The 20,478-nt window shown below is 52.8% G+C and carries 19 protein-coding genes; 9 read left to right on the top strand and 10 right to left on the bottom strand.

Going from position 1 to position 20,478, the window contains the following annotated elements:
• Positions 1-34: 34 nt before the first annotated feature.
• From RJT48_RS15495 to RJT48_RS15485, 3 genes are all read right to left on the bottom strand, one after another.
• The gene (locus tag RJT48_RS15495; RefSeq protein ID WP_311173257.1) at positions 35-3,736 is read right to left on the bottom strand and encodes a hypothetical protein; all 3,702 of its coding nucleotides are present in this window, start codon (positions 3,734-3,736) and stop codon (positions 35-37) included.
• 285 nt (positions 3,737-4,021) lie between these two features.
• Positions 4,022-4,720, bottom strand: a complete 699-nt coding sequence (locus RJT48_RS15490) for a zinc ribbon domain-containing protein (RefSeq protein ID WP_311173256.1) — start codon at positions 4,718-4,720, stop codon at positions 4,022-4,024.
• Positions 4,721-5,268: 548 nt separating this feature from the next.
• Positions 5,269-5,736: a hypothetical protein gene (locus RJT48_RS15485; RefSeq protein WP_311173255.1), complete on the bottom strand. Its 468-nt coding sequence runs from the start codon at positions 5,734-5,736 to the stop codon at positions 5,269-5,271.
• Positions 5,737-5,745: 9 nt separating this feature from the next.
• On the opposite strand from RJT48_RS15485, the gene RJT48_RS15480 reads away from it, so the two are divergent.
• The 3 genes from RJT48_RS15480 to RJT48_RS15470 all read left to right on the top strand — a co-directional run bounded on the left by RJT48_RS15480 (position 5,746) and on the right by RJT48_RS15470 (position 7,657).
• Complete coding sequence (locus RJT48_RS15480; RefSeq protein WP_311173254.1) at positions 5,746-6,657, top strand: hypothetical protein; 912 nt, start codon at positions 5,746-5,748, stop codon at positions 6,655-6,657.
• 257 nt (positions 6,658-6,914) lie between these two features.
• Positions 6,915-7,286, top strand: a complete 372-nt coding sequence (locus tag RJT48_RS15475; protein WP_311173253.1) for a hypothetical protein — start codon at positions 6,915-6,917, stop codon at positions 7,284-7,286.
• A gap of 14 nt (positions 7,287-7,300) precedes the next feature.
• Positions 7,301-7,657: a hypothetical protein gene (locus tag RJT48_RS15470; protein ID WP_311173252.1), complete on the top strand. Its 357-nt coding sequence runs from the start codon at positions 7,301-7,303 to the stop codon at positions 7,655-7,657.
• Positions 7,658-8,242: 585 nt separating this feature from the next.
• Here the strand turns inward: RJT48_RS15470 and RJT48_RS15465 are convergent.
• On the bottom strand, positions 8,243-8,761 hold the full coding sequence (locus RJT48_RS15465) for an ArsR/SmtB family transcription factor (RefSeq protein ID WP_312620712.1): 519 nt from the start codon (positions 8,759-8,761) through the stop codon (positions 8,243-8,245).
• A 138-nt stretch (positions 8,762-8,899) separates the two neighbouring features.
• On the opposite strand from RJT48_RS15465, the gene RJT48_RS15460 reads away from it, so the two are divergent.
• Positions 8,900-9,709, top strand: coding sequence for a PD-(D/E)XK nuclease family protein (locus RJT48_RS15460; protein WP_311173250.1), 810 nt, complete (start codon positions 8,900-8,902; stop codon positions 9,707-9,709).
• Positions 9,710-9,783: 74 nt separating this feature from the next.
• Here RJT48_RS15460 and RJT48_RS15455 read toward each other — a convergent pair whose 3' ends face one another.
• Entirely contained in the window at positions 9,784-10,344 is a 561-nt protein-coding gene (locus RJT48_RS15455; protein ID WP_311173249.1) for a TATA-box-binding protein, read from the bottom strand.
• Between the two features lie 78 nt (positions 10,345-10,422).
• The gene (locus tag RJT48_RS15450) at positions 10,423-10,590 is read right to left on the bottom strand and encodes a DUF1931 domain-containing protein (protein ID WP_311173248.1); all 168 of its coding nucleotides are present in this window, start codon (positions 10,588-10,590) and stop codon (positions 10,423-10,425) included.
• Positions 10,591-10,719: 129 nt separating this feature from the next.
• Here RJT48_RS15450 and RJT48_RS15445 point away from each other — a divergent pair, with 129 nt between their 5' ends.
• Both RJT48_RS15445 and RJT48_RS15440 read left to right on the top strand, forming a co-directional pair.
• The gene (locus tag RJT48_RS15445) at positions 10,720-11,013 is read left to right on the top strand and encodes a PadR family transcriptional regulator (protein WP_049984640.1); all 294 of its coding nucleotides are present in this window, start codon (positions 10,720-10,722) and stop codon (positions 11,011-11,013) included.
• A gap of 68 nt (positions 11,014-11,081) precedes the next feature.
• The gene (locus tag RJT48_RS15440) at positions 11,082-11,984 is read left to right on the top strand and encodes a hypothetical protein (RefSeq protein ID WP_311173247.1); all 903 of its coding nucleotides are present in this window, start codon (positions 11,082-11,084) and stop codon (positions 11,982-11,984) included.
• Positions 11,985-12,178: 194 nt separating this feature from the next.
• Here RJT48_RS15440 and RJT48_RS15435 read toward each other — a convergent pair whose 3' ends face one another.
• Positions 12,179-13,339 carry a restriction endonuclease gene (locus RJT48_RS15435; protein ID WP_311173246.1) on the bottom strand — a complete coding sequence of 387 codons (1,161 nt, stop codon included), beginning with the start codon at positions 13,337-13,339 and terminating at the stop codon, positions 12,179-12,181.
• A gap of 637 nt (positions 13,340-13,976) precedes the next feature.
• Between RJT48_RS15435 and RJT48_RS15430 the strand changes: the two genes are divergently transcribed.
• Together RJT48_RS15430 and RJT48_RS15425 are read left to right on the top strand one after the other, a co-directional pair.
• On the top strand, positions 13,977-14,777 hold the full coding sequence (locus RJT48_RS15430; protein WP_311173245.1) for a ParA family protein: 801 nt from the start codon (positions 13,977-13,979) through the stop codon (positions 14,775-14,777).
• Positions 14,774-15,346: a DUF8160 family protein gene (locus RJT48_RS15425; protein ID WP_123623062.1), complete on the top strand. Its 573-nt coding sequence runs from the start codon at positions 14,774-14,776 to the stop codon at positions 15,344-15,346. Before RJT48_RS15430 ends, RJT48_RS15425 begins: the two co-directional genes overlap by 4 nt.
• A gap of 86 nt (positions 15,347-15,432) precedes the next feature.
• Here the strand turns inward: RJT48_RS15425 and RJT48_RS15420 are convergent, their stop codons facing one another.
• The 3 genes from RJT48_RS15420 to RJT48_RS20645 form a co-directional block, all read right to left on the bottom strand.
• On the bottom strand, positions 15,433-16,716 hold the full coding sequence (locus RJT48_RS15420; protein WP_311173244.1) for a tyrosine-type recombinase/integrase: 1,284 nt from the start codon (positions 16,714-16,716) through the stop codon (positions 15,433-15,435).
• Between the two features lie 450 nt (positions 16,717-17,166).
• Positions 17,167-18,750 carry a transposase gene (locus RJT48_RS15415; RefSeq protein ID WP_311173243.1) on the bottom strand — a complete coding sequence of 528 codons (1,584 nt, stop codon included), beginning with the start codon at positions 18,748-18,750 and terminating at the stop codon, positions 17,167-17,169.
• A 353-nt stretch (positions 18,751-19,103) separates the two neighbouring features.
• Positions 19,104-19,379: a halocin C8-like domain-containing protein gene (locus tag RJT48_RS20645; RefSeq protein ID WP_345784758.1), complete on the bottom strand. Its 276-nt coding sequence runs from the start codon at positions 19,377-19,379 to the stop codon at positions 19,104-19,106.
• A 747-nt stretch (positions 19,380-20,126) separates the two neighbouring features.
• On the opposite strand from RJT48_RS20645, the gene RJT48_RS15410 reads away from it, so the two are divergent.
• Complete coding sequence (locus RJT48_RS15410) at positions 20,127-20,477, top strand: SAM-dependent methyltransferase (protein ID WP_311173242.1); 351 nt, start codon at positions 20,127-20,129, stop codon at positions 20,475-20,477.
• The last annotated feature ends 1 nt before the right edge of the window (position 20,478 follow it).

Here is a 20,478-nt window from a genome sequence, read left to right as displayed (position 1 = left end):
GCTGGATTAGCATCACAGAAGACTCCCGGAAAGGTTATAGAAATCGCTCAACCTCACGAATTTCCTGCGATATCCATCGGCGAACGTTTTGGTCCGAAGATTTCGAACGCAACTGCTGTAATTTATCTCGACGACTTCGGAATATGTTATTCCCCCACCTTCCACCTTGTTCTATGGCGTTCAAATCCTCAACAACGTCATCGATATCCCCATAACGAATGAGTATTTCGTGAGCTAAATTCCACCATCCGTCGTGTTCCATTGGAGGTATACAACGTGCTAGTTGTGGACCACGTTCTTCCGGGTTCACATCAACCCAATCCCATAAGACAGATCCAGGAACTAACAGAATAGCAGGATCATCTGAATCTATTCCAGTTCCCGCTAACCAAGCTTCTATTCTAACTCGGCTGGAGTCAGTGTCGAATCCATCCACAACTAGCTCCCAGGCCTTCTCCGGATCTTCTTCCAACAATGGTCGTAAGACGATGTCAAGGATATCTCGGATTCCGGCGATGCTTCCCTTCGTTCCCAATGAACCAATGATTGGACCAGCGATGTCATATCCGTTAGTTATATCTTGTTCAATTGTCATTTCTGCTAATTGTTCCCACTCGATCCAGTGCCCGCCCACGGCCACCTCAGATTTCTTATTGACGAGACTGGGGTGAGTGAGTGCCTGTATAATTAAATCTTCATTGATACTCGGAGCCTCATCCCGCCTATAGAAGTCTTCCGCCAAATTGACCAATATCGCAATTGCTTCACCTGAATCTTTATCGATCAAGTAAGATCCGATCTCTAAGAACATTTCCTCAGATAGTTTTCCACTTCGCGCAATAGTCTCGATCTGGCTGATCTTACGGAGTGGAATATCACCATTTTGGACAGTATCTAAAATCATTTCAGCTGCTTCGTCCGATGGGTCTGCTCTGCGAACTAAGAAGGGGAAGAAGTTGATGAGATGCTGATCATCTATCATTCGATCAAAAACGTTATTGGGGGCTTCCTCGCAGGAATCTACCACTTCGTATAGGTAGCTTCCAAATAGCCTACACGAGGCATCTGGTTCGACCGAATGTAAACCGGATAGGAGGACATCAATAAGTTCGAGATCGTTGTCTCGCTTTGCCAGTTCCCGACCAAGGTCTCCAGCATTTTCAGAAGAGGCTTCGTGCATCCATTCTAACTCATCGGTGATGAGGGCCGGATTTTCCGTGATCTCCTCGGCAAGAGAGGCAATCCTCCTCTCGGTTATTTCTTCACGCTCTTCGGAACGATCTACCAAGTTATAGCCTGCTACGTATCGTTTAAGCTTCGTGTGGAAATCGCGGTTTGTGATCTCTTTTTCGAACTCCTCCCAAGATTCGCGGAGCTCTATCGGATATTCATCTGCGTCATAATGGACAATCCCACTTGTGGCGGAGATCACGTCGTTCGCGTCCACGTCCTTGTGGTCCAGCAAATTACGAAACGTATCCTGAATAATGGGGGTGAGGTCCTCGCTCTCAGCCAGCTTCCGGCAATTGTTCAAGAGAATAGCTAGTGCCTTCTCAAAGTGCTTTTCTTGGAACCGTCCGAGGTTCCTTTCTACTAGCTTCCATACTTCTCTAAAATATTCGATTCTCTGTTCATTATTTTTGGGTATCCACAAGTCTGGTGCTGGCTTGGCACCTTGTCGGTGGGGTATTCCACCACCCCTACTGCCTCTAATCGACAATATTTGCTCGGCTGCCTCTAATCCCACCCTGTGTTTTTCGGAGTCCCTCGAAGTTAGCAAATCCTCCAAAAGCTGGTATCGATCCATTGGAGCAACCTCGGTTGGAGCGTATGGGCCATAGTGTGGCGAAAATAAATCCGCGAACAATCCTGTAGAGTTGTTTACATATTTGTCATCATTCTCAGCCTCGGCCAACTTCTTGAGGAGTAGAGCTGCACCAAAGAAATGCGTCTCCCAAACCGCAATTCGACGCAGGCTTTCCAGGATAGGTCTCCGTCCCTCAATATTCTCCAATTCTTCACGCTCCATCGGTCCCAAGAACCTTTCTAGTATCTCTAAAGCTTCTCCCGGAGTCACTTCGGCAAGACCTCGGAAGACTGGCCCAATGTTCGCTTTGAATCCAGAGCTCCCAAACCACTCTGTTCTGAGGAGTGTTATTGTGGACCACTCCACCGCTTGGTCTATGGTGTTGGCATAGGGAATTCTCTCAGCAAAGCTCCACAACAGCCTCGGCGGACAACTCTCATGGAATATTGAATCAAGAATCGAAGCATCCCTTTCAAGCGCAGATCTCATCAGGTAGGTTGCCAATGGAATCGTTCGCAGCGAGAGTACGTCGTCACCGCTTAGCACACCCCGATTCTTTTCATACTGAACAACTTCAGAAATGACCTCATCGGAGTAATCAGATTTCAGATTAAACGCTCGGACAATCCACTCTCGATGGCTCTCGTTATCTGACCAATTAATCCGGTCAAAGAATGCAAAGGGCGTCAAGATCCGCTTTACAGCTCTGAGCTCAGGCGCATCTTGCTCGTCCCCCACCAGTAGACGGTCAAAGATCGTCGAATCAGAGACTTCAACGACGCTCTCTTCCGTATCATCTCTGGTGTACCGCTCCGCTAAAAGCAATGCCATCTCAGGGTACCCGTCCGCAATTGTTGCGAAGCGGTCCACGGTGTGGCTTGGTACCTCTGGATACTCATTTTCTAAAATCTCCCTCAAATCATCCTTTTGCAACCGATCAATCGTCAAAGTAAGATCAGAAGCGACCTTGCTTCGGTCAGTCGAGATTGTGATCAATGCCAATCGATCGTAGGAACCGTACCTATTGTTGAAGGCCCGGTGCTGTTCTCTTGAACAGTTATCGAGGATAATGATTGCTTGCCGACTCTCATCCATCTCCAGGGTCGTCGCTAACTCGCATCCTTCAAAGTCATCTGCGTCTTCGTAGATAACCCGATTCGAAAATTGTTCGTGATTTACAGACTCGTATACTAAGCGGGTTTTCCCCAACCCAGAGGTTCCTCGGACTCTGCAAACTGGGCACTTGTCAATGTCTTCAAACTCATCCGTTCTTTTGAGAAGGGATCTTAGCTTCTCCTTGGCTTCTCTTCGATCATCGGTTTCGACAAAGGTTTCTGGAACTCGATTAGATCTCCGTTCAGACCAAGTCCCAATATCAATACCGCCCCCCTCAATAGAAGTGTATTTGAAAATGAGGCCGGGGAACTGATTGGCAAATTCGACCAATTGGTTGGTGGCGAAAAGCTGTACATTCCCCTTGTCATAGCCCTTCTCACTGAGCTGGTTTTCAATCGCCGAGATGCGTTCATCCCTCTCTTCAGAGGTCAGTTGAGAGAACGTGACGAATACATAATTCCCACCAGAAGACACGACATCCTTCACATATGATTTAATCTGACCATCACTATTCAACAATTCATTTTGACAATCTGACGTTGATGGCTTGCTGCCAGTTTTTATTTGGTATCCGGTTCTTCCCTCCGGAATTAGATTTGTTTTGTCAGCAGTGGTCACTTCTACCTCAAATTCATTTTCTGCCTCAGCGTCAATTCCTCCATCTGACGTGTAGATATTTAGATTCACGTGGGTCTCCGATTGAATTCCCGCATCGGGCGCAGAAGCCCAGATTAGATCACGAAAGAATTTGACTGCTTGCTTCGGTTCAAATGATAAAATATCCTCATCCACCAGCTCGATCCCTTGTCTCATTGTAGATAGAAAACGGAGTTTGAGGTATAACATTACCGCCGCATCATTCTTCTTTTAGACCGATACGTAGTACTTGGGTTTGGCCTCTACATATCAACTCGGTCATCGGTTTACGGAGTGCTGAAATCACCGTAGACCTGATTGTTGGTAGCCAAATGACTCGATCATCTACAAGTCATCGTTATTAGGTTATTTATCGGGTGGAAATCTGATACATCGTATTCTCTCCGAGATATGGGCGACATTGGGCTTGTCGCTCATTTGACCCCGCGGTCAACCATTGACCTACTGAACGGGCGCGGTATTCTCACACGCCCGGTCACTACCTGCCGTCTTCTCATAGTACCCTGAGCACCCCCAGAACTGGCGGTTCTCCCCTTTCGGAGATTGGAGCACCATGGGCCGACCACAATCCGAGCAGACCTTTAGTTCGTCCTGCGTTGCCACCGCGTTCTCAAGTTTCTCACGGAGATTCTGTGGCCACGTCTGTATCCGATACGTCCGCTTCGGTTTCCGCAGCGGCCGCCACGTCGGCTCCTCGCCGGCGTCGGCCACGTTCAGCAGGAGGACTGACTTTATCGCGTCTGAACCAGCTTCACGACTCGCGTTGTCTTCGCGGTCGATCGACGAGTATACCCGCAGGCACTTCTCCCCGTCATCCAGAATCGATTCGTACACCCATTCGTCCGTCCAGCCGTACGTTTTCCGCTCAAAATCGACGCTGACACCCTCAAGGAACGTCTCGAACTCGCGACGTGTGATCGGGCGATACGTCTGCGCCGAATCATCCGAGTCGTACTCCTCAACCATCGTGTCCGTACCCACTCCATCGCCCGCCGTTGCCGACCGTTCGGTCGAACCATCGTTTGACGAGCCGTCTATCGTCTCGACTGAGTCTGCGGTGTCTCCTGGTGACTCCGCACCCGGCCACACGACATCGCGGAAGACGCTTGCCTCCGAGTCATAATCGGCGACGATCTGCACGGCACCGACATCTTGGAGCTGCTCGCGAACGCGATCTGGGAGAGATGCATATGCGGACTCAGACACCGGGTAGCTCTTGATCGGGAGCGAAACGACGTCGAAGACAGTCAGTTCACGATGCGAAGCGTCTCCGAAGCGCATCAGATAGCCGGTCTGGCTCGATAGTTGCGTGCGCGATTCGCGTAACGCCTCGGCAATTCCCGGTCGCTGTTCTGAGTCTACCTCCGCAGTCGCGAACAGTGTAATGACATCGTACTCTATCCCTCCCCGCGTGCTGTCCGGTGGCATAACTCATCAGCCTTATTCAGATAGTGCTGTCCCCTTGCTTAACACTCTTACTCTGAACAGAGGGTGGAGTAGAACCATCCCTATGCCACCGAAGTGAGAAATTACGCATTATTCGAGACAAGTCAAGTATGATGAAAAAGCGATCGATCTCAAGAACTACGTACTGAATACAAGTTGCGAATATAACATCTAACCGGTACTGAGATCAGCGGGTCCTGCGGAGATGACGGGCCCCACTACAACCGAGCATCTAATACATTCTATGTATCCTCACCTCCGGCGAGTTCTGTATGTAGTGGTTCGTACTTCTCTCGCCACACCTCGCAGTCGTCATACGCACCAGTCTGCCACGAGATCACTAGAATATCATTGATTCGGTCGTCTGCCTCCATATCTGCTAAAAGATTATCCGATGGTCGAATCACGACTGCTGGACCAGTCTCATACGACGTGGAGTAGTTTTTGTGCTCTGTAATAAGGTACACTTTGTTACCGTCGATCTCAGCCAAGTGGTTTTCTCTTAATGTATCTCCGATGCCTTCCAGTGCCTTGCCTACTGAATCCTGAATGTACTTTTTCGCGTCTATTCCTATAAACCCAGTATCGGATTCACCATTTTCGATTTCTTGTAAAAGCCACTTGACTCCCGCTCTTATGGCCCTGATCTCCGACTCCTCGCCGCGATCCAGGTTGAAAATATACCGGCTTTGTCCTTCTTCAGAGGTCATACAGCGAAAATGTCTCGGCATCTAAATCAACTTTATTACTATCCTGATGCCTGTGTCTATTCTACCGTTATGTTTTGCATCGAAAAGAAACTCGTTCCGGATCGATGGTGGCAGAAGTATTGGACTGTATCACGCTTCCTTGGGTTGGTTGTCTCAGTCTCAGGTTTTTATGCTATTATTCCTATTCAGTCTGGTGGAAATAGGCTTACTGCGACCAGTATCTTCGCATCGCTTATCCTGACGTTCGCTCTCATCGTCGTCTATCAAGGCCTCGGTAGAATCCAGCAGGATCAACTCAATGAAATGAAGAGCCAAAGAGGACTCCAGGAAGATGTTGTAGATATTCAAGAGCAGCAGGCGGAGATAATGGAGCAGCAAGAAGAGTGGATGGAAGCAGGTTACCGCCCTCACGTCACCATCGAACGATGGCAAGCGCGCGACAACGAGATGCCTTTCTATCTACGAAATGTGGGGAATGGTCCGGCAACGAACCTAGTTGCTCGTATTGTGATGTACGCGAATTGGCCACCCGAGGAGCCAATTATCGAGGGGAGCGTGCGGTTGAGCCCAGAGAACCCTAATAACGGAGCCATCAAAACCGGTGTACTTCAATCGGATAGCGAACCACGTCCATTCACCGGCGAACTACTATTCCACGGAGAAATCAAGTCGAACAACATTCTCTCGTCAGATTTCCCTTCGATTGCTGCCAAAATGGTTGAATCAGACTTCAAGACAATTGCGTATTGGGTATTCTTCGAATATCAGATGATCAATGGAGAACACGTTCGAAACAAACTGTGGGAAGCTGAATCAGAACTCAGTGAGGGAATGACGCTTGAGGATCTGATTGACGAATCTTTCAAAAAGAAGATAGATTTCGACTATATACTTCCTTATATTCTAGACCCAGAGGACTGAAGATTATGGTTGAGTCTTGTTGCTATCTCTTACTGGCCATCCATTACGTGTTGACAACCGTCTCGAAGACGCTACTTCTGGCCGTCCTCGATACCGATTGTGAGAATATATGGTCGAGTTTCTCCCCCACAACTGCATTAATGAGTAGGCCAAAACACACCTCTCCTCGGATTTCTCCTCGTCCACACTGAATCGCCCGGTGCGATGAAACTATGTGCACACAGCCCTCGAAGAGGACCCTCTGCTACTGATCGACGATGGTCGGTACTGCGACCAACGTCGCCATCGACTCGAACGATCAGTCCCATCGCGTCGTCATCTGCGAATGGTCTGATCGTCCCCAGGTCGGCGTCGTCCACGAACAGCGCGTTGGCGCAGGCGACAACTGGCAGACAGCGGATCTCGAGGAAGTTCACCCACTCGTCCACCGAAGCACGACTACGCTCTGTACGTGGGTGAAAACACGCTACGACCGAGGGATCGCGATGGCGAGCTACCGGAGCGACACCGAGCATCGGGTCGTTATTCGCCCTATCGAACCCGGCGACGGCTTCGAGGTCGTTCACGAGCGCCGCGGGCCCAGGGAGGACACTTGGACGACCGTCGACGACCACCAAATCACCGCCTAACCACACACAGACAGATGCCACGAGACAGATTCATCGGCGATACCCCAAAGGACGCCCTCGAGGCGTTCATCGACGGGTGGTGTCGCGAGCACGAACGAGACAGCTACAGTTACGCGTACAAGCACAAGCGAATCACCGAGGATCCAGAGGATAAGCCGAACGCCGACGCGAAGTTCCGATTCACGCGAACAGAGACTTTCTACTCGCCGACCTATCGGACGTACAAAGGCTACATCTACGATACACACGACGGTCGGTACGCGGTCGAGCACTGGGACAGTCATGTCGATCGTAACACGCCGCCGCCGAAGCCGCCAGGGAAGACACCGGGTCGCCTTCGCGGGCGGCGACCGCGCGACACGCGATACTGATCGAGGCTGATATCATCGAGTTCGATACCGACGGCCAACGTAAAATCCCCCGCCTCAAGCACGAGATAGTCGTGGCCGAACCCATCGCGTAGCGACCTACGGACTCGGGCGAACGCTGTCAGGGAGACTCGGGACACGGTCGCGAAGCTCAGTGAGGCAGGTTTCGAGGATTGCCATCGGATTCGAATCTGTGAAGGATGCAGACTCACGGTGCGGTGCTGGCCACGCATCGTGGTCAACTTGGAAATGACTTGGGCCGAGCTTTTCGTGGGTTTTGTCCTGATGCCAGCCACATGACCACGGGGTCCCGGGTTCATTATACTGAATGCGGAACTCATCGCGCTTGGAATTGGGGCGCCACTCGAATTCAAGTGTCGCGTCGCCAGCGTCCGTGTTCTGGTCAAAAAAGACCGCGCGATCGAGGGTCGCTACGAGACGGACTGGCCGCATCGGACTTGGTTTGGCTTCTACGGTCGTCACGCCAGCTTCCCGTTGAAGTCGATTTGTGACTCGTTTGTGGACCTCGTATCGGTGGAGATGCGTGTCTCCAGAAATCGGTGGATTTCCCATTTTACTGTCACCGAGTCAGTTGGCGGAGGCAATACGACTCTCACGAGTCGCCTCAATCGTATCATAGAGCTGAATCGCCTGCTTAATGAGCATCGCTTGGTGCTCATAGTAGTCCCAATCCTCCGCGTCGTGGCGCCGCTGCTGGCGTTCGGATGCCGGAAGATCATCACCGACGGTCGCCCGAAGTTCGTCAGCGGACTCCACATCGTACTCCTCTTTCCACTCGTCGATATCGTCCCGGATTGCATCTAGTTCAGCCGTGAGTTCGTCTTTTCGATGGTCGTTGACGAGGTCACGGATCTGATCGAAATACTGGGTGACTGGATCTGGATAGTAGCGGGTCTCGCGGCCCCGCTGGATCGTCGCGAGTTTATCCGCTTCGACCAGTTGCGTGAGATACTTTTCAGCCGTGTTTCGGGCAACATCAGCAGCCTCAGCTATCTCTCCCGCATTTTTTGGTTCACGAACCGTCATCGCAACCTCCCGAATCCGGACGACCTTTGCCGTGTGATCCGTGGTTCCAGAGTCGCTCATACACGTATTCGGATCTCCAGCACCATTACTGTTTTGAATCCTAGTTCAAAATATTGAATTAGTCTTGTTTTTCGCCCGCATACCGACGAACGGGCCTCGCATCCATCGCTGCGACGCCGTTCGAAGAGGAGATTCACTATGATCGACTTCGAGTCCGCAATCCAGTCAACACTCATCCAGCTCAACGACGAGCATAGCCACACCGAGCTCGACCCCTACACTTTCCACCCGAGTCAGCTCGCGAAGTGCCCCCGCCAATGCTACAACTCAAAACTCGGTCTTCTCGACCATACCGACGCGCTTGGCACCTTCCACACGGGAACCACTATCCACGAGTTTATGGAAAACGAGGTCATCCCAGACCTCGACGTCGAAACCCAGCGCGAAGTCGCAATCGAGATGGAGGTGGACGGGCTTACGATCATCGGCCATGCCGACCTGTACGAGCCCGGCACCAACACTGCCTACGACTACAAGTCGCGAGCCAACTGGTATCGGTTCAATCCACCCATCGAGCGCCATCTGGATCAGATCTATCTATATATGAAGGCGCTTGGCGCGTCTCAGGGTCAGATTGTGTACCTCGCGAAGTCCGATCTTGAGGTTCGGACGTGGCCACCGGCGAGTGCCGGCATTGATGCCTTCGGTCCCGACCCGGGGCGTGTCCAGGACCTTCTCGAGAAAGGTAAGCACATCGCCGCCACAATTATCGACGAGGGCTACCCGACGAGCAAAGAAGACATTCCCTTCAAGACGTGCGACTGCTGGCTCTGCGAGAAGGAATCCCTTCGCTTCGATCATATCCAAATGGATACCGACTCGACCGTAGCGCGCAACGCACTCGGAGTAGAAGGCGACGATACAACGGACTTCGAAGCGACTGAGGATGACAACAGCGGGGACGCTACAAGTAGTAGTGAAGTCTCCCAATCTCCTGCTGACGTCTGAACACTATTATCTACCGCCTTCATTCTCATCTGTCTCCGGCAAACCGCTTTGATGAATTCTATCGAGAACTCAGATTAGCTCAGTAACCCAAGATCGTTGAGCCGATCTTCGATGTTTACGAGGGCTTTTTCAGCGTCATCGAGTTGTGTTCCACCAGTGATGACGAGTTTCCCACTTCCAAAGAGGAGTGCGACCACGTCCGGGTCATCGAGTCGGTAGACAAGCCCCGGGAACTGTTCAGGTTCGTATTCGACGCTTTCGAGGCCCAGACCGATCGCGATGGCGTTCAAATTGAGGGTATGGTCGAGATCCCCACTTGAGACAATATTCTGGATTTCAATCTCTGGCGAGGCTACGACATCGACCCCTAACTTGCGGAGTTCGTCGAAGACGTGGTTAAGCGCAGTCGTCACGTCGTCAACGCTGTTCGCTCCCGTACAGACGACTTTTCCCGAGCGGAAGATGAGTGCTGCAGCTTTGGGATCGTGCATCCGATAGACGAGTCCCGGGAAGTTATCGGGATCGTAGTCGGTCGCTCCTAAATCCCCAGAGAGCGTTTCGAGGTCGAGTTCTTGACCGATATCGGACGAGGCAACGACGTTCTCGACTTGAATTGACTCCGTTGTCATACTCATAGAGATATCTACCAGTCACGAGTGTCTTAAAAACAGGTGGGTGAATTCGAGCGATGGGGGTAGTACTTTCTGACCGAGCTAGAGGTCGCGGGGCTGGACAGTTTTCCGATCGTTTGCCTCGGCACGCCGGGCTGCATCTTCGAGCACTTCAGTTACTTCGTCGTCCAGTGCTTCGTAGAAATCCGCCGAGACGTTGTGGTCATTGAGCGCTTCTTTCACGGCCGATTTGACAATCAGGTCTGCCATACGCTCGGGTTGTTCTCTCGTCCTCTGTATAAACATACAGATATCTGACTCGGTTCCTCTAGGAGTGTTCACGGCCACTTTCAGGGCAACAGACGTATTCAATAGCACTACGTATCAAGTAGTAGGACGATGCACGATCTGACTGGATTCCAACGGGACCTCCTGTACGTGATCGCTGGCCTTGATGAGCCCCACGGCCTCGCCATCAAGGAAGAACTCGAAAACTACTACGAGAAAGAGATCCATCACGGCCGACTCTACCCGAACCTCGACACGCTTGTTGAGAAAGGGCTTGTCGAGAAAGGAGAGAAAGATCGGCGAACGAATGTCTATACGCTTACGCGTCGTGGGCGTCGTGAAATCGAGGCTCGACGCGAGTGGGAGTACCAGTACGTCGAACCCGCAGAGTCAGCTCCTGCATAGATACGCTCAAACAGCCAATCCAACCTATCGAACGAAGTTTACTTCCCTCCACCATTATATCCATTCAGATGGACGACAAGACGTTCTTCGAACAGCTACGGTCAATCTGTTCAGATGCTGTTGAGTCGTACCGGGTGGAGTACCCGGACGCACCACCCCTGACCGAGTCACTCCAACAGAATTCCGATGCCCCCCTCGCGAGCGAGGCTGACCTCCACGAACGCTTCGATGAACTCACGCGATTTTACGACGACCTCCTCGATGTCGATTCCACACCGTACCGCGAGATGTGGCGCAAGCATCTCGTTTACGACTGTTCGCGTAGGGAGCGTCTCGCACTCCTCACGAGCGATCTGCCGGCCTCATTGACGCTCGTGTTCATCGAAGGGCGATATTCCGCGCGGACGGGCAGAATCGGCGTGAGTCCAGGCCAGCTCCCCGAGACGACGGCGTACACGTATTTAGCGTCGGAGTTGTGCCACGCGTATCAGCACCAGTTCGACTCACCAACGTGGAAACACCCATACTTGCAGGAAGGTTTCGAGCAGGCAGTGTCAGTCCGTACGCAAGCACATTTCGCCACTGAGCTACAGTACGACTTCTTGACTCATCTCGCGGAGAGACAGCATACGAAGACGCTCTTGGAGGGCGTCCTTGCCCACGGAACGCGTCGAGGCGGGATCACACTGGCAGCTGTTCGTGAACTCGGTGTTACCGACGAGGAGCTGGCTGCGCTTCGATCTCACCGTTTGTGGCGGCCTCTCGGATATCTTCGTCCGCGGTACTTGTGGAGTGATGTTGCATTCCTCCCCGAATACGTCCTTTTCGGCTCATTGCTCCTTGTGAGTGAGGCAACGGACATCTCGGCTCCCTATGCCCGGGCGTTCCACGGCAACCACCCGTGGACATCAGTTATCGACGAAATCACTGCCTCAACACCCGGCTGGCTCTGGCGTCTCTATCATCAATAACAACCATCCTGACGGACGAAGGCGAGTCTTCAGCTAGCTTATCGATCTGTTCAAGGTCCTACTCCTAGGGATCAGCGGCTGTCCTCAATAGGTTTCATCGTGGCGTAATTCCGATGGGGACCATGCCGTGACTGATCGAGAAACCAATTCAGGAGAGCAATTATGCTCGACTCGCTCTGTTACTGTGGATACTGTTATCGGTATGGATTCCACTCGAAGACAGTTTCACCATCATCTGTCTCGGAGGCTTGATAATTGACTGAGTGGTCCCAGCCACCATGTCGCCAGAGCTGATCGAACGTCTTCCGCATCACATCCGGGACATCGATATCTGGATTGTCGATTTGGACGCGATTCAACCGTATCTCGTCCTCGGTGAAAGGTCGCACATTGCTGGGTGGTCGGTTTGATCCACTTGGTCGGGAAAGTGTGTACCCCTCGGCACCCAGTATGCTAACGTACACATAGTAGGGCGGGTAGATGTCTGCTTCATCAAACGTCCCGAGAGCAGTGTGAACGAAGTTCGCTATGAGCCGATCAATAGATGTCCGGAGTTGGGGATTGTTGCTGGGATACAGAGCTGTGAAGATACCTTCAGTCCACCCGTCCCGATGGATAGCAGTGTATCGCTCCCTCTCGGTGCCATCATGGAAGCGTCGATTATTTTCGGTGATCTTCACCTTCGGTCGTGTTACAGCGTATGCATCACGTTTTTCGAACTGAGGTGGGTGGGGGAGGTCGCCTGCATACCGGTCGTGATGGTCGTCGACGGCCTCCTGAGGAATGACATGGACGACAACTAAGGCAGGGTCCTCGACAATTGTCCCATCGGGAGCTTGTCGGCGCTTCACACGATCCAGCAAATCCTCATAGAGATCATCTACTTCTGACTCAATATCTACGAACGGTCGATTGGGGTCGACACGGAGGTGTTCCCGGATCAGATCGTTGTTCTCACGATTGCCCACCAAGCTGTTCCGGATTTTTGAGAAGTCCCAAACCGTCGTGGGGATTCCCCATTCCTCGTGGAGCTCCTCTTCAACCCGATCCCGTTTGGTCGTACTGGGGTCTTGTGTTGTGGCGAAAATGTAGAAGTCAAAGTCACGATCGAAGTTCTCAACAGCTGTTTCGATGTCGTCGTGGGCTTTCCTGACCCAATTGTCTTTCTGCACAGAGCAATGAAGGATCCCGTCTCGGTCACCATCTAGGAGGAAGGCGTCGCGACCGCCATCGGGACCGCTTGTCCCCGTTGGATCAACTGTGTACCCTTCCCGCTCCAATAAATCATGCATCAACCGCTCAAACCGGTCACTGCCTAATGCTTGAAGAGCGACCTCAATTCGGCTGTTCGACATAGTTGTGTATCCTCTTTGTTTTGGTTAGTTGTATAGACTTCTTTGAGGATATCGACTTGAACGCTGTTTCCGAGCTGAAGACGCCGTTATATCCATTTATAGGGCCATTGATCTACGGTATTCCCCTGCTGTAGCAGCTCTTCTCGTTCAGTCATACGTGGATGCTAACTCGGGATGCACCTATTTGTTCCATCGGTAGAAATATCCAATCAATTGGAATTGCTAATCCGACTACTATTCACACACCCCATTCTTCCCTCCTCAGATACATCAGATATCGCAGTCACCACAGAGCCGTCACGTTGGGAACATCAGCAATCTCAGATATAGCAGATATATCAGTAAGGGAAGTCGGCCATCATTGAGCTATCTATCTCATTTTCAGATACCCCAGATATATCAGTTATCTCAGTCACACTACTTACGGACCAGCAATCAGTTATCTCAGATACCGTAGTGAGATGGCGTGTTTACGGGAATAGTATTAGATGCGTCAGATGTCTCAGATACACCAGCTAGGTTTCTCCCGAGAACTTCTCAACCTGTCTTATTCCTCAATCAGTCTTCTCAGATACGTCAGATACAGCAGGTACGTCTGACAAACAATTATATCAGACGCCTCAGATACATAGGTCATATGACGCAGATAATCGCCATCTCAAATCAAGCAGGTGGGGTCGGAAAGACCACTACCACAATCAACCTCGGTGGTGCGCTCGCGAACCAAGGCCACGATGTCCTCCTCATCGATGCCGACCCGCAGGGAACCCTCACCGAAGGCACGGGCCTCCGTGACCTCTACGATCAGAAGATCCCATCTCTCCACCAAGTGATGGTCGAACCAACACGCACTGAGGAGATCAATGAGATTATCGAGCATCACGACGAATTCGACGTCATTCCGTCCAACAAAGCAATGGACGGGCTCAAAGATATGCTCGTCACTCAGGTCGCAAACAGCGAAATGCGACTTAAAATTGCCGTCGACGAGCTTGACCACGACTATGATTTCATCCTCATTGACTGCCCGCCTGATCTCAGCCAAATCCTTGATAATGCCCTCCTCACCGCCGAACAAGTCCTCATCCCCGTCGAGCCAACCCGACGTTCCATCCGTGCGATCGAGAAGATGAACGAGGAGATTGCCTACCTCTCAAACAGTTTCCCGGGCCAAATCGACACCATCGATATCCTCGGGATTGTCATTAACGCCGTCGAGAGCGTCCAGAACAACGATACTAAGCAGATGATCGAGTTCTTCAATGACGCTCCATATGACGTCTTTCAGGTGCCTGAGCGCGTCGCCATCCGGCGTGCTTGGAACAACGGCGTCTCCATCTTCCTCCACGAGGACGACGCGAAGACTGAGGACGCACGCGAAGCCTACACCGAGATAGCGAAAATGCTCGAACGTCATACTACGGAGGTGGAAGCATGAGCAGCAACGACGGCGACGATGACCTCGAGGAGCGGAAAAGCGACGTTTGGAGTATGGACGAAGTTCGAGGCGGCGGTACAGAGACGAAAGACACAGAAGATACCTCAGATACAGCCGACGAAGAATCGGCATCCACTACGTCCGACACCGCAGAACCCGCAGATATCTCAGATACCTCAGAAATGGGAGATACCTCAGATATATCTGGTGACGAACCCGCGTCCACTACGTCCGATAGCGGTAGCGACGAAGACACAGCAGATACGTCAGATACATCAGACACGTCAGATGAGATCGACGACACCGCTGTTGAAGCCGACGGAGAGACCGTCCGGCAGATGGCACTCGACGCAGACGCGAAGGGCCTTGTTGTTCGCGACCTTCACAACGTGAACGTCTACCTCTACGAGAGCGTCTATCAGGAGATGCGTGTGAAGTACAAGGAACTCGATACCGAGTATTTCGCCGCACACGGTGAAGATCTCTCGAAGAACAAGGACTTCTTCAACGCCGTCTTTCGGGCTGGGCTTCAGAGCCCTCAGCTGAAAGAAGAACTCGAGATCGACTGACTGCTCTCGTCGGATCTATTCCCCAAAATTCGAGAGAAGGAGCTCGTATTCCTCTGTTTCAGGTCTTAGCGTATCCGAACCCTACGTCACTGGACACCGGGTTCTTCTCTGAATAAGCCCTCAAGATCCTCTCGGATCTCCTCACGGCGATGCCGGCGCTTCTCCGCTTCTGAGAGGTAGTTATCCAACACGACCTCCGCTGACTTCGACCCCTGCTCCTCAGCGACATCTGCAAACCGCTCGGCCACACGACGCACCGCCTCTCCGTACGCCGTGTACCAATATCGTCGCCCCATCTTTGGCGTCGGGACCTCCCCATCGACAGTCACTCCAGCGCGTTCTGCAAGGTTCTTGAATCGACGTCGAACCGTCGACGTCGATAGGTGCCCGCTCTCCGCAGATGAAGACGGGAACACAGCGCCCATCCAGTCGTCGCCCGCCTCCTCAACGACGGTGTCGATCCGTGCGGTTGCATCTTCAACACCCGTGAGGAGTGCGACCGTCCCGGGTCCGTTCTTCCGCTCACTCCCGAATTCGATGTACGGTCCGGCCTCCGTGTCGTCTTCTGGTGGGTCGAGAACCAGCTGATCAACGCGTAGCGACGCAACCTCGCTCGGTCGAAGCCCCCATCCGCAGACCCCAATCACGATGAGACGGTCGACCGGATCGGTGGCTGTCTGATAGAGTGTTCGTATCTGATCAGCCTCAAGAGCCTGATTGTCCCACTCAGGCGTCGAATCCCACCCAAAGCGACGTTCCAGCTGGTCGGTCGGGTTGTGACGTGCGCCTTTGAACGTCACCTGATGGGTGTAGAACTGCCGAACTTCCTGGACGTACTTCCGTCGCGACGCGTGCGTTGTCAGCGTGTCCTCGCGGCGACGCAGGACGTCGAACGTATCCGCGACGCGATCCATCTCGTCGGCCCGCGCAGCGTCGTCGTGTAGCGGTCTGAGCAGATCATCGGTGGCATTGACGTCCTTGTATGTCCGGACGTACAGACGGAGCGCAGAGCGGCGCGTAGCGACCGTCGACTCCGCCCGCCCCTGCCGATCGCGCAGCTCGACGAGGTAGTCCTCGAGGGCTGCACGCGTCTCGTCGTCGTCGACGAAGTCAAACGGTCGCTCCTCCGGCTTGGACTCAACCGGAACGTCGATCTTCTCGTAGAAGTCACCCGGTGAGAGGTCGAATCGCCGCGAGAGATGTTTGATGAACCCTGGAAAGTGCGATTCGAGCCACGAATAGGTGGGGGTTTCGTGGTCAGGAGCGAGTCCCTCGGCGCGCATCTGTGGCGTGATCTCGTCGTGGTAGAAGGCCTCGGCGTCCTCGAGGTCCATCGTGCTGTAGCGTGGAGTGTCGGTCGTTTCGGTCATAGTGTTCGTGTAGTCGTCGCGGTCGGTGAGAGACTCGAGTGTGAGCGTGAGTGAAATCGCCAGCAGGAGCGGACGTACTCCGTGCGGTAGCGATTCTAAGTCTGGTGGTTTCGGTGGATAGAGTGTTTCGTTCGATTTACTTATAGGTTGTCCTCTACTGTTTTCTACACGAGAAAACGATAACCGGACAGAAATTGCCAGATTAATGCACCATAGGTATAAACCGCATATTGCTATATCCAAAATCCGGTTCGCCCGCACCACAGTCTCGGAGGATGAGCTAGTTTTGGGTTGAATCGCCATCTATTCATGGTTATTTTCACCACTCACGGACCGTTTTTGAATCTCTGAGTTTGAACTACCAGACAAGCGTACGAAATTGTATGGATTTTAGCGCTCCTGAATAGAGTTGCCACTCCCGAACGGCAGACTCAGCGAGATCTTAGCGGGTTAGTCGTGTGGAACCAATGCTGAGGCAACGAGCTCAACACACTCACCCGCAGTAATCACAGGTGCGTAGTCCATCTCGCCGTCAACGTCCGCTTTCAGCAGGAAGTCGGTGAGCCGCCAGATATTGTACAAGAGTACGGCAAACACGAAGTAGAACAGGCGAACGCGGTAGTCTTTCGAGGAGGTCTTGGCGAGAAAGTCACCTTTGATCGATTTGTACTCACTCTCGATCTGCCACCGGCGGCTGTAGCGCTGACAGAACGACTCGGCTTCCTCCGGACCGACTCGGAGATTCGTCGCGAAGACGGCCGTCCCCTCACCACTCGTCGACGGCACGTACAGGAGCCGCATTGGATGCGATCCAGATTCCACATGGACAGAAGCTGACTCAACGGCCACCTCTTGGTCGTCTTCCTCCATTTGTTCGAGTACATCCCGTTCAGAGCTGGAGACTCGCTTCGGAATGAGGTAGTTCACATCGAGGTTTGAGAGCGTCTGAAACACGCGTATCGAATCGAACTCCCGATCACACAGCACTGTCTCAATCGGAACGTGTTCTTTCGCTTGTCGAACCAGTCGCCGCACAGTGCGATGAATCTGATTCGACGAGTTCTCATCCCACTCAGAGCTCTCTCGGACCGGTTCTACGGCGAGAACGAGCGGAATGTTCTGCCCGATGATCGAGAGGGTTGCGAATTTGAACGCTCGACCGTCTCTATCCTTCGTCCCGCTGACCATCGGCATTCCTTCGACCTCTCCGTAGTAGGGAATAGTTGTAATATCGATCGCGGCCGTGACTGGACGCCGGAACGATGCTTCAGAGGCGATCACGGAGAGTAAGCGATCCGTCGTCTCGTTAAATCCGCTCACGAGGCCTTCAGGATCGAACTGTTTGACAGCGCGGAGGTGGGTGTCGCCGTGGGGTCCATACTCTTCACCACGACGGTACTGAAAGCGAGTCGCTCCTTGCGCGGTTCCGCACCGAACCATCCCCATGAACGTCTGTAACTCGAAAAATTGCGTGTCTTCGTAGGTAGTGTTTGACGCCCGATCAGAGTCGAAATGACCGAAGGCGTGATCACGCGCGAGGCGCGTTGTCTGGACGATTGCGTTCTGTGAGAATGATTCGTCTTCGACTGAGTCTATGTTTTCTTCAGTACCTTCGACGATCTCTTTCTTGGGGCGAACCTCAGACGCTGAGATATCGCGATCGTGAACTTCTTTGATAACAAAGTGGGCAGCAGCGTGGACATATTCGTGGGTCTCGTCGTCGAACCGGTTCCGCCATGCCCGCGAGAACGCCGATTCGTCGGGCACTCGGCTGAAACCGAGGATAGTCGCCACTTCCGGTTGCCGGGTGAGTCGTCGAGTGAAGTCAGCGTACGAATCCCCAGTGATCTCCATGAACACGAATGAGAGGATCATCGCGCGAAAGGAGAGTGGCGCAGGATGCCACGCTGGATACCCGTCTTCGATCGCGTCTATCGCGTGATCGAGGTTCTCGAACACAGTAACGAGATCAGTTTCTTTGAGTTCGTTCCGGATGGCGATTCCTAGCTGGTACGATTCACACAGGGAGCGCATTTGAGGATTTTCAGTAGAGGATGAATCGTTCGAAGTGACCATACGTTAGCTTGGAAAGGTAGTAAGATCGATAATGTACTATATAACCGGACGGCTAAAAATAAATAGTATATGAGCTAGATCAAATAACTGTTACTTTGATCGAACGTGTCCATATAGCAGAACAAAGAGTTCCGAGACGAGGACGCCAGCGCCAATAGCGAGTGCAACCTCTGGGCCCCGAAGCAGGTAACCGAGGGCAGCGGCGGCCACCACACCGATGACAGAAAGGGCAATCTTAGCCGTGCGAAACCGCGCAGAATCTGTGTTTGTCTGAGTCATGTCTTAGCTGTATTCGCTGGAAAAATAAGCGTTCAGTTACAATAGCCCGCGACAATACAGACGTACCCCAAAGAAAGCCCACAGCCATCACGTGAGATCGCCTCGACGACTAATAAACAGGCCCCGGAACAGATCAGATATCCTCCGATAGTGGTGATCAAGGGTAGACATCGAACCAAACAGGTACTTTGGCTGAGGCGGCCGCCCCCGAGTTTACACAGGATACCGACCAGCGTAGTACATTGGAAACAGAAGAGCAGCGAACTCTGTGAGACCTGAGCAGTAGAGAAAGCCTCAGAGGCACCCATCACTGAGTTCACAGAAGCAGAACCGCTCTGGTCCCTATTCGGGCGGCGAGCGTTTCGAATAGGAAGGTTGGTCGTCCGGGTTCCGACCATTGCGGGCTCTTTTGTGCTCTGATCTTGGCCGAACGTCATCAGCTCGGCCTGAAACTGCTCAGCATCTGAAGTACCGTTATTGACCTTTTCGATTGTTTTTGCCCCCGACAGGGTTGGGTGAGAAGCGATACCGAAGGCGGTTGCCGCCCGGCGCTTATCATCTCGGTCAATAGTGACAGCAAACAATGCGCCGACGTTCGCTGGGTCGCCTTGTACAGATGTGTCGCGCGGATCAACTGCCCGGTTACCCACGGGCTCGAAAGGAACGATTATGACTCGAGGATCCTCGTTGCCTCTACGACATCGGATATGTGATCGCATATGTTCTCTTTGTCGGCGCGAATACACCGGAATCGGTCGTCAAGCGTCTCCGCGTGGCGTACCGAATCGTCGGCGTCCGGATCGTCGAGACGCCGCAAGTCGATTCAGTTGAGCGGACGATCTTCCTGTGTCCATAATGGAATTTGGCTGCCAACTGGTTTGGTGAGAAGTGGATTTGTCACGACATTCTCGACCGCGTTGACGACGGATACGTGACGTATCTCCGCCGGCACAAGGGAATAGAGTACCAGCGCCCCCGCGGGTGTGCCGACCTCGCTTACTGCGACGAGTCCGAGTACTGTTACTCGGAGGTTTCCGGACTCGAGTAGGCCTTCTATGGATAAGAACCCCCTCCGCAAGCGTGTCACCGACCAGTTCTCCTACCGCGGTGAACGGGCCGGCATCTGGCGGGCGTTCGACCTCCTGCTCGACACTGACGAGTTTCTTAATCTCGGCTACTCGGAGTGGTACCAACCGCATGTCGTCGGGTCGAGTCAGCGTCGCCTTGTTGGGGAGGTCGGATCGAGGGTCGCGTCGTACCTGCCCGCCACGGACGGCATTCGGTTCCTCGGTGTGGGGTGTGGACGGGGTGGTCCGGCGATCCACCTCGCCGATCGATTCGGATTCAGCGTCACTGGACTAGACCTCGTTCCGTACAACATCGAGCGGCGATTACCAAGCAGGTGAG

The sequence above is a fragment of the Halobellus ordinarius genome (assembly GCF_031823395.1).
Lineage (GTDB): Archaea > Halobacteriota > Halobacteria > Halobacteriales > Haloferacaceae > Haloquadratum > Haloquadratum ordinarius.
This window is presented reverse-complemented; position numbering and strand designations above follow the sequence as displayed.